The sequence below is a fragment of the Luteibacter sp. HA06 genome (assembly GCF_054061215.1).
In genome coordinates this window covers 4,629,284-4,642,354 of the sequence record NZ_JBSSDZ010000001.1, presented here as the reverse complement: position 1 = coordinate 4,642,354, position 13,071 = coordinate 4,629,284, and the positions used below count along the sequence as shown (strand labels likewise).

Sequence of the window (13,071 nt, the reverse complement as noted above, 5' to 3'; positions counted from 1 at the left end):
ACATGGGCCCCCCGCGAGTCCGTTTCAACCCGCTAGCGACACTTCCGTTGTCAATTCCGCCAGATCTGGCCGGCAATCGACCAGCGGGGCGAAGCCGCGCACGGCATCCGGCGAGGGCAGGACAGTCTCACGGCTGGCGCGACCGAGGTGGGTGCAGCGCTCGGTCCAGTGGATGAGCTCCATGGCGCCGCTCATATCCTCGACCAGGGCCGTGCAGTGCTCCACCCAGTCGCCGTCGTTCATGTAGAGGATGCCGTCCAGCGAGCGGATGTGGCCGAAGTGGATGTGGCCGCAGATATGCCCGTCGAAGCCACGCTCCCGCGCATCGGAGGCGACTCGCTGCTCGTAGTCGCGAATGTAGGCCAGGGCGGCTCCGACATGCGACTTCAGGATGATCGAGAGCGGCATGTAGGGCAGTTCGAGACGCTTGCGCACCGCGTGTACCCTGCGGTTTGCCCAGCAGATGAAGCGGTGCAGGTTGTCGCCCAGCCAGGCGATCCAGCTGCGGCCGATGTGTTCGGGATCGTACTCGTCACCGTGGCTCACCCTGTAGCGGCGGCCGTCGGCACCTTCGTGGACCGCGTCGAGCTCCACCCGGATACCCGCAATGGTCGAGCCGGCGAGGCCACGCATCTGGAAGTCGTGGTTGCCCGGCAGGTAGATCACTTCGATGCCTTTCGCCGCCATGGCGATCAGCTCGGCGATCACCGCGCTATGGTCCGGATGCCACCAGTGGCGTTTGGCGAGCGCTTCCAGATCGACGATATCGCCGACCAGGTACAGCCGCTCGCAATCGAGGTTCTTGAGGAAGTCGAGCAGGTAGGCAGCCTTGCAGTCCGGCGTGCCCAGATGCACGTCGGAGATGAAAGCGCTGCGGCAGGAGAGCTTGGCCATGACGTCGGTTTCCCGGGTTGTCCCGGGACGTCAGTGTCGGCCTCGCAGGTAACCGGGGCGTGGCGGGGGTGTTGCAGGCGTGTTGCGGGAGAGCATCGCCGCTGAAGCGGCTCCCACACAAAGCCGAGCGCGGTAGCGGCTTTGAAGCACGGTAGCGGCCTTTCTGTGGGAGCCGCTTCAGCGGCGATCAGCGATGAAGTTCCCTCAGGGCGGCCTGCGCCTCGGGCAGAATCACATCCACCCAGGTCGCATACTGCGCCGCGGACGGATGCAGACCGTCCTCCACGAGCATGCCCGCCTTCGCACCCGCAGCGCGCGAGGCCGGCGTTACGTCCGCCCAGCGCGCATGCGCGCGTACGGTCTCATCGCGCGCAATCGCATTGAACGTATCGATCTCGCTGCCGATAACCGCCCGATCACGGCCTTCGGCAAACGCCGTAACGCCCCAGTCGGGAATCGACACCACGACGACGCGGCGGGAGTCGCCGGCCAGCGCAATGGCGCGATGAAGCAGGGCGAGGAATTCCTCGCGGTATTCGCTGGCGGAGCGGCCGCGGTACTGGTTGTTTACCCCGATCAACAGGGTCACCAGGCTGAAGCTGCCGCGCAGGCCGGCGTCGTCCATCGCCGTCGACAATTCGTCAGTGGTCCAACCGGTCGTGGCAATGATCCGCGGATCGCCGAGCATGACCCCACGTTCGCGCAGTCGCCCGACCAGTTGCACGGGCCAGCGTCCTTCGGTCGGGACGCCTTCACCGATCGTGTAGGAGTCGCCAAGGGCGAGGAAGGTTGCTTCCGCCACGGCTCAGGCGACCGCGCTGGCGGCAGGCGTCGCCTGGTTGGCCATGCGGGTGAGCACGCGACCCATGCGTACGAACACCTCGGCCAGCTGGGCGGGTTCGGGCAACAGCGTAAGGCGCAGGTGGCGGCTTGCCGAGAGGTTGAAGCTGGTCCCCGGAACGACGAGTACGCTCTCCTCTTCAAGGAGACGCAGGGCGAAGGCGGTGTCGTCGAAGTGCGCGATGGCTTCCGCCCGGATCTGCGGGAAGGCGTAAATCGCGCCGCCCGGCGCGACGACGTCGAGGAAGGGGCTGGCGGCCACATGGTCGAGCACGGTCTGGCGCGCCTGGTGAAGGCGGCCGCCCGGCGAGGTAAGCGCGCCGATGGTCGGCTTGTCGAGCAGGGCAGGGCGCACGGCCCACTGCGCGGTCACGTTGGCGCACAGGCGCAGCGCGGCGAGCAGCTGGAGCGCGTCCCGATATTCGGCGGTGCGACGCGGGTCGCCCGACAGGCTCATCCAGCCGACGCGGTAGCCACAGGCGCGGTGCACCTTCGACAGGCCACCGAAGCTCACGCAGGGATGATCGCCTGCGATAGCGGCCAGCGGCTGGAACGGCGTGTCGTCGTAGAGGATCTCGTCGTAGATTTCGTCGCAGAGCAGCAATAGTCCGTGGCGCCGGGCGACCTCGACGATGCGCTCGAGAAGCGCTTTCGGGTAGACGGCGCCGGTGGGATTGTTCGGGTTGATCAGCACCAGGGCGCGCGTGCGCGGGCCGATCAGGGATTCGATCTCGTCGGGATCCGGCAGGTGCCGGTTCTCCGCCAGGCAGCGGTAATAGCGCGGGCTACCGTCGTTGAGGATGGTCGCGGCACTCCACAGCGGGTAGTCCGGGCTGGGCAGCAGCACTTCGTCGCCGGGCTGGAGCAGGGCGCGCAGGGAAATGTCGATGAGCTCGCTTACGCCGTTGCCGATGAAAACGCGCTCCACATCGATGCCGAACGAGCCACGGGCTTTCTGCTGGGCCACGATGGCCTCGCGCGCCTCTTCCAGGCCCTGTTCGTGGCCGTAGGCTTCGCTATCGGTCAGGTGGGCGCCGATCGCCTCGCGCAGGTGCGGCGGGGTGGCGAAGCCGTAGCGGCCGGGGTTTCCGATGTTGAGCTTGATGATCGGCTGGCCGGCCGCTTCCATATCGCGGGCACGCCGGGTGAGGGCGCCGCGGATTTCATAGCGCACTTCCGCCAGGTGCGCGCTGGGCTTGATCGAGGACACGTACAGGACTTCCGGTGCATGCCGCCGGGCCCGTTCCCGGCGGTCGTCATCGGATCGTAACAGCGTATGTAAGGCCCTGCGAGGCGGATCCGGGCCAGAAGCGGGCATAATCGCGGGCATGACCGACTCCTCGGACCTGGCGCGCCTGCGCCATATCGGCTGGCGCGACCCCGCCCTGCCCGACGATCCACGCCGCCTCGCCCGCGTCGTGGCGCAGCATCGTGCCGGTTACGAGGTGCATGACGGCTCGGTGGCGTTCAACGCACAGCCTGCCGGCCATTTCCTCAAACGCGGCCTGGATCCTTCCGTGCGGCCGTCGGTCGGCGACTTCGTGCTGCTCGATCATGCCAACCACCCGGTGATCGAAGAGGTGCTGCCACGCCGTTCCGTCCTGACCCGGGCTGCGGCCGGCGAGCGCTACGAGCGGCAGATCATCGCCACCAACATCGACTACGTGCTGGTCATCACGGGACTCGACGGCGACTTCAACCCATCGCGTATCGAGCGCTACCTCACCCTTGTCGAAGGCTCCGGTGCTCGCCCCGTCGTCTTGTTGAGCAAGGCCGACACCGAGGTGGATGTCGAGGGCGCGGTCAATGCCCTGCGCGCGCGTCTGCCGGGCGATGCAGCGGTGCATGCGATCAACGCGAAAGACCCGAGCACCGTGGCCCTCCTCGCCGGGTATCTCGGTCCCGGGTCGAGCGCCGTGCTCGTGGGCTCGTCGGGTGCGGGCAAGTCGACGCTCACCAATACCTTGCTGGGTGAAAATCGTATGGCCACCGCCGCCGTGCGTTCGCACGACAGCCGTGGCCGCCATACGACGACGCACCGTGCCCTGCTGAGTCTGCCGACGGGTGGTTGCCTGATCGACACGCCGGGGATGCGCGAACTGAAGCTCACCGGTGAAGAGAATCTCGACCTCTTCGCCGACATCGAGACACTGTCGTCGCAGTGCCGCTTCGCGGATTGCGGGCACACAAACGAACCGGGATGTGCCATTCAGGCGGCCCTGGCTTCGGGTGAACTTTCTCCGCAGCGCTGGCGCAATTTCCTGAAGCTTCATGACGAGCGCGAAGAGCAGGCCGCGACGTTGGAAGCACGCCTGAAGCGTAAAGCGGGGCCGAAGCCAGTCGCGAAACCGAAGCGTGGCGAATGGCGTCGCGGCGACGGCTGACTCACGGCGCGCTCGTGCCCGACATACGTAACGCCGACTGAAAACTAAGTTGCTTTCCTCACTGTTGAAACGAGGAAGGCATCATGGCCGTGTGTTCATACGGGCGCCGTGCGCTCGCCCTGGCATTGCTCGGCGCAGTCGCTCCCGCCCAGGCCACCCGCTACCCGCACAGTATTGTCGTCGATGCCGGCGAGGCGTTTTCGCTGGAACGCGGTGACAGCATCGCGATCGACGGACCCGGCGTCGGCCGAGCCATCGAAGTAAGAAAGCGTGCGTCGTTCGATGCGTATGAGGCGGACATCATCAATCGCAGCGCCGGCAATGGGACTCGTCACGCGTATGGGCTGCTCGCCTTCGGCGAAGCGAGCGCGTTGATCGCGGATAGCCGCATCACGGCCAGCGGATCGAGGTCGATCGGTGTGCATGCCCAGGACGCCTCACGAGTCACGCTGCAGAACGTCACGCTGGGCATGAGTGGAGGCAACAGCATCGGCATCTCGTCACGCTCGGGCAGCCGGGTAACGGCGAACGGCGTCACGCTACGCATGGAAGGTGATAAATCCATCGGGGTCTATGCGGCTGGGGCGAACTCGCGTGTCGTCGGTTCGGGACTTTCGATCGTGCATACCGGAAAGCGCCTCGGCGCCAGCGCGACCTTCGATGTCGCCGAGGCGATCGCCGTGCGTGGCGGCGCCAACGTGGCACTTACCAGGAGTTCGCTGCTCACGACAGAATCCGGCGTGGACGCGGTGACGATTCAGGGCATCGAGTCGACGTTCACGGCCGTCGACACACGCATCGCCGCCAGGGGTGACGGCGCATCCGCAATCGCCCTTGCAGGCGGTGTCGCAGCCATCAGTGGCGGCGAAGTCACGGGTGCCGGGCATGCGATCCATGCGGTGGGGGCAAGCAAGGAGTTCGTCATGGTCCTCGTGCGAGACGGTGCGAACATCGAAGGCCGGATCGAGAACACGGACCAGGCCCTGACCTTCAACGCCCACGACAGCCACGTGCAGGGCGACATTGTCAGCTCGGGAAGCGGTCCCCTCTCTGTCGGATTGGACAAGTCCTCGTGGCGTGGCCGCGCCGAACGCGTCGCAGAGCTCGTTGTCGCCGACAGCGTCTGGGAGGTTGGCGGCGACAGCTCAGTGCAACAGTTGACCCTGCTCGGCCGTAGCCACGTCGCCTTCGGCAACGGTGTGTCGCCCAGCAGCCTTCGCCTCGGCACCTTCGCCAATTCGGATGGCGAAGGCAGCGTGACGCTTCGGACGCGACTCGACGCCGGTGGTCCGTTGGACCACCAACTCACGGATCGGCTGTTGGTTTCGGGCAATGTGGGAGGATCCACACTGCTCCATGTCGTCAACGCGGGAGGTACGGGCGCCGACACATCGTCCCTGACGCAAGAGCCGCGTGCAGGCGATGGCATCAGCGTCGTGCAGGTCGGCGGAACCGCCGCCGCGAACGCCTTTGAGCTTGCCGGAGGGTATGTGGCCGTCGGGCCCTGGCAATACGGCCTCGTCGCTTACGCACCCGGCACCTCCGACCCTGGGCAGCGCTTGCTCGAAGGTGCAGGCAACGATCATTGGGACTTCCGTCTGCAGAGCAACCGCACGGACGCCTCAGGCCGCCCGGTGAACGGTCATGCGTCATCTTCGGGAGTGGTGCGCGCCCGTTTGCTTCCGCAGGTGCCGGCCTATCTGGTGCTGGCCAATGCTCTGTTCGGTTACGGCACCGCGTCGATGGATGCGTGGCGCGCGGTCGACCCCGCCGCACCGCGGGATACCGCGTGGCGCGTGCGTGCATTCGGTGGTCACGCGCAGTATCGAAGCGGTCTGCCCTTTCAGCGCTACGCTGTCGACTACACGCGATCGGACCGCGGTTTGCAGGTCGCCGGGGATCTACTCGCGTGGTCTTCAGGATCGACAACGATGCGCGCCGGGTTGGGACTATCCACGGGGTCGACCCACGTCGTCCCACGCGCCGTCGATGGTCTGACTCGCGCCAAAGCAGATGCACGTGGTCTAGCGGCCACCTACGTATTGAACACCGATAGCGGTTGGCACGCCGACGCGTCGTATGGCTTGACGCACTTCCGCTTCGACGTAAGCACGCCGCTGCGCGGCGAAGTGCTTGGGCGGCTTCGCGCCAACGCCAATGAAGCCACGATGGGTGGCGGCTTCCGCTGGATGACGTCCGGAAGGCTCACTGTCGAACCTTCCGGCTCACTTCTCTGGCAACGCCTGCGATTTCTCAGCGCGAGGGATCGCGACGGCCTCCGCGTGCGTCACGGCGCGCCCGAACGTCTGACCGTTCGCGGTGGCACTCGCGCGTCGATGCACTTCGATCCGCGCGGAGACGTCCTCGTCGCCTGGTCGCCGTATGTCGACACCCGTTACGTGGTTACTCGCGAATCGCGCAGATCCGTGGACGTAGCTGGCGTCCGGCTCGCCACCGGTAACGGGGGCAGGGCGGCGGAAATTGCAGCCGGTGTATCCCTGCAGTTTCGCGCCGACCTGACGGCCCATGTCGATGTTACCTCCCGCATGCGCCTCGGCCGCGCAGGCGAGTCCGGCTTGAGTGCACGGGCTGGCGTCGTCTACACGTTCTAGTAGGTCACCGTTACTTTGATCGTGTCGCTGTAGATTCCCGCCCTCACGGCAGTCTGGGCGGGAACCCGGCCGTAAACCGTCATCACCTGTTCGCTGCCGGAACCGGTGCCAGTCGCCGTATCGGTGTTCAGTGTGCTTCCCCAGTGCAGGCTGCGCGGCGCATCGCGAAAGAGGTCGTAGGTGACGAATCCCGAACCGGACGACATGCGCCGCGTGCTGCCCAGGGCATTTTGCCCGTTGTCGAGTCCGACCTGGTACGCCGCACGATTGGTGCAGGTCATGCGGACCAGGGACGTCTTGTCGGTGGCTGTGCGCAGCAATCCGGGCACGCTGCCGAAGTCCAGGTCGGTGGCCGTGCCTACGGTGCACTTCGCGGCCACCGACGCCGTGACACCCAACGAAGGGGCCGCTACGGAAATCGGCCCGCCGGTGCCACCGGACTGGCACGTGGCTGGTGCGACACCAATGCTGAGCAGTGCTTCGTTGTAGCTGTAGGTCAGGGCGTTACTGCTGAGCGAACTGATGAGTGTGGCCGCATAGCTGCCGGGCGAAAGGTTGGACTGCAGCGCCGGCACGCGTCCATAGATGGTCACGTTCCCCGACACCGCCGCGCCGTTGGAAAGAACGCCGATGGCCATGTTGAACGTTTGCGCGGTATAGGTGGCGTTGCTGGTCGTCCCCCAAATGGTCGATCGCGTCGAATCCTTGTAGAGCTGGTACTGCATGCGATCGCCGCTTGCATCGATCATGGTGCGCGGTGCGAAGCTACCCTGATCGTCCGCACCGAGGCTCGCGCAAGCCGTGACATAGGTGCCGAACAGTGCGCCCAGTACTCCGTTGTACGTGCACTGGTAATTGAGGGTCGCTGTCGTATCGACGAAGCTTCCGGTCGGATCGACGGCACCAAAAGCCACGCCGGTGATACTGGTCACCGAACATACCGTCGTCGCCTCCGCCCGGTGCGTGGCGAACAACGCCGCGATCGCAAACACCGTGATGGCTAGCCACCTCATGGCTTCGTCACCGGGCAAACGAGGGGTCCCAACTCGGGCAGGTTGCGTGCGCTGGCAGGATAGGTGAGCGATGTATCGCAGCGGCGCCCGTCGGGCAAGGTGACGTGTAGCGCCGTGCTCCCCTGAAGGTTGTCCAGGTAAACCATGCCGTCATAGCCGACATACGCCGGGGGTTCGCTGCCGACTGCTACCTGCGACCCCACGGGCAGCGGCGTGCCATTCTCATCGACAAGAAGGGCCGACGCCGCCCGCACACGCTTCACCGGGAAACGCACGACCACGCCGGAGCGATCCGAAGGCGCGACGATGCTCTCCACCCGTTGCACGCGATCATCGGCGGGCAGGTCGAGCGGGTCGATGGCGAGGCGATTGTCCTGGTAAGCATTGAGGCGCGAAACCAGGAGAAGTCCGTTGCTGTCGGTGACGCCAGTGCGCCGGTTCTCCAGCAGTACGGGGATATCCGGCGTGCCTTCCGTGCTCACCAGCGCGAACGCGTCGTCGATGCGCCGCGCAGCGAAGGCATGGCCACCCATCAACACCAGGGCACCGTTCGCGTCGGCATAACTATACGAGGAGGGCCCGACGTTGCTTGCCCCCACCGTGAGCTGGCCGCGATTCCCGAGCCAGCCCAGTTCGGCTAGCCCGCCACCGTCGCTCCCGCTACGTCCCTGTACGTGCCAGCCGAACCCGCCGTCGCCGTCTACCGGACGGCTTGCATCGACGGTCGCAAAGGTCTGGTCGCGATCGCGTTGTGCGGCGACGCTCCAGGTGGTGCGTTGGTCCAACGACACCGTGGCGCCCAGGAAGATGCTGCGATCACTGGATTGGTCGAGGTTCTGGTTGTAGCTGAGGTTCAGCGATATTCCCCGGCCGAGGTTGCGTATGACGAACAGACCCGCGTAGCGAGAGGCGGGCTGTCCCGAATAGCGCAGGCGGACGAAGTTTGCACCGAAGCTGGACTCGCGCACATTGAAGCCGACGAGTGCGCGGTCGCTGGCGCGCGGCGGTGGGGAGCCGTAGTTGGAAGCGACATCGCGGTAGCGCGCATCGCTGCGCAACGTATCGAGCGACACATTCATGTAACGCCCCGTCCACGCGTAGCCCGCGCCGAATTGCGAGCCGCCACCCCGCGCGCCAGCGACGGAGGCATTGAGCACGCTGGCGCCAGCAGGGTTCCACACGGCGCCGACGCCGGCAGTGCCACGGCCATCGCCGGCTTCGGCATGCGTCTCGACGGTCAGCGTATCGCTCACGCCGTGCCGCCACGTCGCACTGCCGATCGGCGCGTTGCCGTATTCGAAGGACTCGATGCCGTACGCCTCGCGTACGGTGCCAAGCTCAACGGACCAGTCGTCGAGTCCGCCGCGCAGTAGCTGACGCGCGGAATAGAACGGGAACGTTACCGTACTGCTGCGACCGAGCGCATCGGTGAGCACCACCTGGGCCTGCCCCGACTGATCGATGCCCGGCACGGCGGTGAGCTGGAACGGCCCCGCCGGAACGCGGCCGCTGTATTGGCGCACGCCGTCGACGTAGAGCTCGACGGCAGAGGGTGCGGTCGCCTGGCCGAAGAACTGCGGCAGCGGCGTGGTGATGCGATACGGCTGTAGTGCGAAGTCGGTTCCGAAGCCGATGCCACCGATGCGCGTGGCACGGGTCCATGAGAGATAGCCGGTGAACGTATCGCCGACCGTCAGGGCCAGCGACTGCGCGGGGAAAGCCAGCCGCCACTGCGTGTCCAGTCGCACGGTGTCACCCTGCCAACCCTGTCCCGGTGTCTGGTATCGCCGCGTGAGCTCGGTGCTGCTGAGAACGCCCAGGCCTTCGCTGAAGGCGCGGAGTTCGGTCAGGGCACTGACATTGCCAAGGCCGCCGCCTTCCGCCGCATAGATATCGTAGTTGAGCAACACGCCGGTGCCGCTGGTGGGCGGCGTGGAACTGCGCTCGGTCTTGTTGAGCAGCTGCCTCGGGAGGTTGAGCTGGTTGAGGGGAGCTTCCACGGTGACCCGTTGCTGGCCCACGTCGTAGGTGTAGTGAAGCCCGGGGATATCAGGCAGGCAACGCTCGTCGTCGCCCGGTGGCAGCACGAAGCCCAATCCACGCAGGTCGGTCGCGGTGGCGCAGAGGGCTTCGCCGCGACGCGTGAAATGGACGAGGCGTTCGGTCGTGCTGCCGTTGAGTACGACTTCCAGGTACAGATCCTCGCCGACAAGGCGGTCGCGCGGCTGCACTGTTGCGGGCGGAGGCACGGGGTCGGCATCCCGGGCGGAGGTCGGCATGGCAGCGAGGTCCAGCACGAGGAGGCTAGCGGCCGTCCGTGTCCACGACCAGCGTCGACTCGGACGTTTCACCATTGATCCTCGCCTTCACCGCGCCACCCGCGTGCGACGCGCCTGGCGGGAGATGCCAGCTCATGGTGCTGCCGGGCAGGGCGTAGCCCACGAGCCCCGGAATCAAGATCCTCTGCTGTCCCTTCGCACCATGCCAGACGACGTCGGCGATTTGCGCATGCTCGCTGCCCGCATTGCTCACACGCAACAGCGGACCCTCGGCGGAATCCTCCCACGTGGTTTGCAAAGCTACTTTCACCGAAGGATCGCCGACGGGTGCAAGGAAGACCGGCACCGAATAGCGCAGGACGAACTTCAGGCCCGGGTGATCGCCTGCGTCGATCGGTAGCTCGTCGACGATCACGCGGTACGAGGCTTCCGTTCCCGAAGGAGGAGACACCTGCCGAATGACACGCACCATCTGCCGGTCGCCCGGTGCGATGGTGACCATCGGCGGACTCACGACGAGATCGCGGGATGGTTCGAGCACATCTCTTCCCTCGACCTGCGACCAGTGGAAAACGCGCACCTGCGCGTGCACCGGGTCGCTGCCCGTGTTGGTCAGCCAAAGCGCGTCCGCCTGCGCCGTGCTCGCCAGGCGCAGGCCGATAGGGGAAACCTGCAGGCCACTCGCCGATACGGGGGCCGCGAGTAGCGGCCCCGCGGCCAGGGCGCAGGCCAACGCCACGCGTCGTGGCCACTGGCGCACCGTCAGTACGTGATCGTTGCGGTGATGACGTCGGCGTAGCTGCCTGCGGCGAAGTTCGCGCTCGGCACACGACCGTAAACCGGAACCGTCTGTACGGTGCCCGTGCCGGTACCGGCGTAGACATTGCCACCGGTTCCCGTCGTGCTGCCCCAGATGTCGGCGGCCGTCCTCGTCGCATTGCGATAGAGCTGGTACGGCACCTGCGCGGTGCCGCTGCTCATCTTCCGTGTGTTCGCGTCCGTGCCGTTCTGTCCGTTGTCCAGGGAGATCGTGTACGGCGAGCTCGGTGTGCAGTTGACGTTGAGCGCGCCCTGGTTGTCCACGGCGGTCGCCGTGGATGGCTGCGTACCGAAGTTCACGTCGGTCGGCGCCGTCGTGCTGATATCGCACGCGGCGGTGATGGTGATGCGGACGTTGAACGTGGTGGTGGCTGTCGCTGCCTGGGCGCTGCCCGAGGCGAACGCTAGGCCGACGAGTGCGGCGGTGGCAATCGGACGGAACTTCATGATCGATCTCCAGTGACGTACACCGTCAGCTGCAAGGATCGGGGAAGGGAAAGCGTCACGTGAGTGAAATACGTCGGTCCCTGCCGTAACGACTTAGCGATGCCGAATCGGCGCACGGTTTGTGTCAAGGGTGCTTGACATGACTCGATGACGGGCTCAGGATGGTGTCAAGCGTGCTTGACACGTTCACGGGTCACCTGGAGGTTCGCCATGTCGTACCGCGTCGCTTTCCGACTCGCCGCGCTCGCTCTTGCCGCGTGCGCCGCTTCTACCCTGCATGCCGGTCCGGCCCAGCCGACCGACACTCCGCCGCCTGTGGTCCTCACTACGACTGCGGCGGCCGAGACCTTCACGGTCGGCACGCTTCGGGTTGAGAGGTTCGGTCAGAGCGGTCGCCCGGTAGTCCTCATTCCCGGCCTGGCCGGCGGCCCGTGGGTCTGGAGCCAGACGATCGCTGTACTGGCGAAAAACCACACGGTCTACGCCGTCACCCTGGCTGGTTTCGACGGAACGCCGGCGCCGGCGGACCAGACGAACTGGCTTGACCAGGCCGACCGGTCTTTGCTGGAGTTGATTCGGACCCGCCACCTCGACCGGGCGATCCTGGTCGGCCACAGCCTTGGTGGCACGGTTGCCCTGCGGTTTGCGGGCCTGCACCCGGATGCCGCTGGTGGAGTGGTCGCCGTTGACGGGCTGCCGATCTTCCCGGGCATGGAACGCGTCTCCCCCGATCAGCGTACGGCGATCGCCGCGGGCATGCGAGCGCAGTTCGAGTCGGCCGCGCCGGACGCCTTCAAAGCGCAACAACTCGCTTATATGCAGAAGATTGGCAGCCTCGATCCGGCGACCGCTGAGCGTGTCGCCCCGCTCAATGCGCGCAGCGATCAGAAAGCCGTGGCCCGCTACATGGCTGAAGACGCGGGCGCTGACTTCCGTCCCATCCTGAAGCATGCGAGGTTGCCAATCCTCGAGATCTCGCCGTACAACGCGGCCGACTTCAGCGAGGGTCCGATGAAAATGAGCGAGCAGCAGAAGAGCGCGTACTACGCCTCGTTGCTTGCTGCCGCGCCGGACGCGAAGGTGATTTCCATCGGGCCTTCGCGCCACTATGTCATGCTCGACCAGCCTGTCGCTTTCCAGAAAGCGCTGGCAGACTTCATCAAAGCGTACTGACTCGGGGATGGCGATGCGTGCTGTACACAAGCGATATTTCCGCGAGTTCGTGCCAGCGATGCTGGTCTACGTGATCCTGATTTTCGTTTCGGTCGGGTGGCTGAGAACCCTGGAAGGGACTGCTGCGCGCGCCGCCGTCACCCTCCTGCCGGTACTGCCGATCGCCTTCGTGATCCGCGCCATGGTTCGCGTGATCCGTGACCAGGACGAGTTCGAACGTCGCATCGATCTGGAGTCCATCGCCATCGCGGGCGGCGTCGGAGGGTTTGGCTTCTTTACGTACGGCATGCTGCTTAATGCGCACGTGATAGCTGCTCCTCCAGCCGAAGCCATCGCGATCTGGGTGTTGCCGGTATTGATGGGTTGCTTCGGTGTGAGCAAGTGCGCCATCCGGCTGTACTACCGCAGCCGATGAAAAACACCGTTCGCGAACTCCGCACCGCCCAGGGCTGGTCGCAGGCCGACCTCGGCGAGAAGCTGGACGTCTCCCGGCAGACGGTGAATGCCATCGAGACCGGCAAGTACGACCCCAGCCTGCCGCTCGCCTTCAAGATAGCGAAGCTTTTCGCACTCTCCATCGAATCCCTTTTCACGCCCGAGGACTGATGGC

General features: G+C 65.8%; 12 protein-coding genes. 5 read left to right on the top strand and 7 right to left on the bottom strand.

Features of this window, described 5'->3' with window-relative positions:
* Nucleotides 1-24 precede the first annotated feature (24 nt).
* The 3 genes from ACVWWJ_RS21520 to ACVWWJ_RS21510 all read right to left on the bottom strand — a co-directional run bounded on the left by ACVWWJ_RS21520 (nt 25) and on the right by ACVWWJ_RS21510 (nt 2,944).
* On the bottom strand, nt 25-894 hold the full coding sequence (locus tag ACVWWJ_RS21520) for a UDP-2,3-diacylglucosamine diphosphatase (protein ID WP_456969411.1): 870 nt from the start codon (nt 892-894) through the stop codon (nt 25-27).
* A gap of 187 nt (nt 895-1,081) precedes the next feature.
* Complete coding sequence (locus tag ACVWWJ_RS21515) at nt 1,082-1,696, bottom strand: GDSL-type esterase/lipase family protein (RefSeq protein WP_159889500.1); 615 nt, start codon at nt 1,694-1,696, stop codon at nt 1,082-1,084.
* Nucleotides 1,697-1,699: 3 nt separating this feature from the next.
* On the bottom strand, nt 1,700-2,944 hold the full coding sequence (locus ACVWWJ_RS21510; RefSeq protein WP_456969410.1) for an aminotransferase class I/II-fold pyridoxal phosphate-dependent enzyme: 1,245 nt from the start codon (nt 2,942-2,944) through the stop codon (nt 1,700-1,702).
* A 118-nt stretch (nt 2,945-3,062) separates the two neighbouring features.
* Here ACVWWJ_RS21510 and rsgA point away from each other — a divergent pair, with 118 nt between their 5' ends.
* Together rsgA and ACVWWJ_RS21500 are read left to right on the top strand one after the other, a co-directional pair.
* A complete protein-coding gene (gene rsgA, locus ACVWWJ_RS21505; RefSeq protein ID WP_159889496.1) occupies nt 3,063-4,118 on the top strand; it encodes a ribosome small subunit-dependent GTPase A in 1,056 nt (351 codons plus the stop codon).
* Nucleotides 4,119-4,201: 83 nt separating this feature from the next.
* Complete coding sequence (locus ACVWWJ_RS21500; protein WP_456969409.1) at nt 4,202-6,730, top strand: autotransporter outer membrane beta-barrel domain-containing protein; 2,529 nt, start codon at nt 4,202-4,204, stop codon at nt 6,728-6,730.
* On the opposite strand, the gene ACVWWJ_RS21495 is transcribed toward ACVWWJ_RS21500, so the two are convergent.
* The 4 genes from ACVWWJ_RS21495 to ACVWWJ_RS21480 are packed head-to-tail and all read right to left on the bottom strand — an operon-like array spanning nt 6,727 to nt 11,288.
* Nucleotides 6,727-7,743 (bottom strand): Csu type fimbrial protein, encoded by a 1,017-nt coding sequence (locus ACVWWJ_RS21495; protein WP_456969408.1) that lies wholly within the window; start codon nt 7,741-7,743, stop codon nt 6,727-6,729. The genes ACVWWJ_RS21500 and ACVWWJ_RS21495 overlap by 4 nt on opposite strands.
* Nucleotides 7,740-10,097: a fimbria/pilus outer membrane usher protein gene (locus ACVWWJ_RS21490; RefSeq protein ID WP_456969407.1), complete on the bottom strand. Its 2,358-nt coding sequence runs from the start codon at nt 10,095-10,097 to the stop codon at nt 7,740-7,742. Before ACVWWJ_RS21490 ends, ACVWWJ_RS21495 begins: the two co-directional genes overlap by 4 nt.
* Nucleotides 10,048-10,782 (bottom strand): fimbrial biogenesis chaperone, encoded by a 735-nt coding sequence (locus tag ACVWWJ_RS21485; protein ID WP_456969406.1) that lies wholly within the window; start codon nt 10,780-10,782, stop codon nt 10,048-10,050. The genes ACVWWJ_RS21490 and ACVWWJ_RS21485 overlap by 50 nt, the downstream gene beginning before the upstream one ends.
* 2 nt (nt 10,783-10,784) lie before the next feature.
* Nucleotides 10,785-11,288 carry a Csu type fimbrial protein gene (locus ACVWWJ_RS21480; RefSeq protein WP_159889486.1) on the bottom strand — a complete coding sequence of 168 codons (504 nt, stop codon included), beginning with the start codon at nt 11,286-11,288 and terminating at the stop codon, nt 10,785-10,787.
* A 210-nt stretch (nt 11,289-11,498) separates the two neighbouring features.
* On the opposite strand from ACVWWJ_RS21480, the gene ACVWWJ_RS21475 reads away from it, so the two are divergent.
* From ACVWWJ_RS21475 to ACVWWJ_RS21465, 3 genes are read left to right on the top strand one after another with little or no spacing between them, the layout of a single operon-like run.
* Nucleotides 11,499-12,461 carry an alpha/beta fold hydrolase gene (locus ACVWWJ_RS21475; protein ID WP_456969405.1) on the top strand — a complete coding sequence of 321 codons (963 nt, stop codon included), beginning with the start codon at nt 11,499-11,501 and terminating at the stop codon, nt 12,459-12,461.
* A 13-nt stretch (nt 12,462-12,474) separates the two neighbouring features.
* Nucleotides 12,475-12,876 carry a hypothetical protein gene (locus tag ACVWWJ_RS21470; protein ID WP_159889484.1) on the top strand — a complete coding sequence of 134 codons (402 nt, stop codon included), beginning with the start codon at nt 12,475-12,477 and terminating at the stop codon, nt 12,874-12,876.
* Nucleotides 12,873-13,067, top strand: coding sequence for a helix-turn-helix transcriptional regulator (locus ACVWWJ_RS21465; RefSeq protein WP_159889482.1), 195 nt, complete (start codon nt 12,873-12,875; stop codon nt 13,065-13,067). Before ACVWWJ_RS21470 ends, ACVWWJ_RS21465 begins: the two co-directional genes overlap by 4 nt.
* Nucleotides 13,068-13,071: the final 4 nt, after the last annotated feature.

Excerpts from the sequence above, each read along its gene's own strand:
- ACVWWJ_RS21520 (WP_456969411.1), bottom strand. The coding sequence starts at position 894 with ATGGCCAAGCTCTCCTGCCGCAGCGCTTTCATCTCCGACGTGCATCTG.
- rsgA (WP_159889496.1), top strand. The coding sequence starts at position 3,063 with ATGACCGACTCCTCGGACCTGGCGCGCCTGCGCCATATCGGCTGGCGC.
- ACVWWJ_RS21500 (WP_456969409.1), top strand. The coding sequence starts at position 4,202 with ATGGCCGTGTGTTCATACGGGCGCCGTGCGCTCGCCCTGGCATTGCTC.
- ACVWWJ_RS21495 (WP_456969408.1), bottom strand. The coding sequence starts at position 7,743 with ATGAGGTGGCTAGCCATCACGGTGTTTGCGATCGCGGCGTTGTTCGCC.
- ACVWWJ_RS21490 (WP_456969407.1), bottom strand. The coding sequence starts at position 10,097 with ATGGTGAAACGTCCGAGTCGACGCTGGTCGTGGACACGGACGGCCGCT.
- ACVWWJ_RS21480 (WP_159889486.1), bottom strand. The coding sequence starts at position 11,288 with ATGAAGTTCCGTCCGATTGCCACCGCCGCACTCGTCGGCCTAGCGTTC.
- ACVWWJ_RS21475 (WP_456969405.1), top strand. The coding sequence starts at position 11,499 with ATGTCGTACCGCGTCGCTTTCCGACTCGCCGCGCTCGCTCTTGCCGCG.
- ACVWWJ_RS21470 (WP_159889484.1), top strand. The coding sequence starts at position 12,475 with ATGCGTGCTGTACACAAGCGATATTTCCGCGAGTTCGTGCCAGCGATG.
- ACVWWJ_RS21465 (WP_159889482.1), top strand. The coding sequence starts at position 12,873 with ATGAAAAACACCGTTCGCGAACTCCGCACCGCCCAGGGCTGGTCGCAG.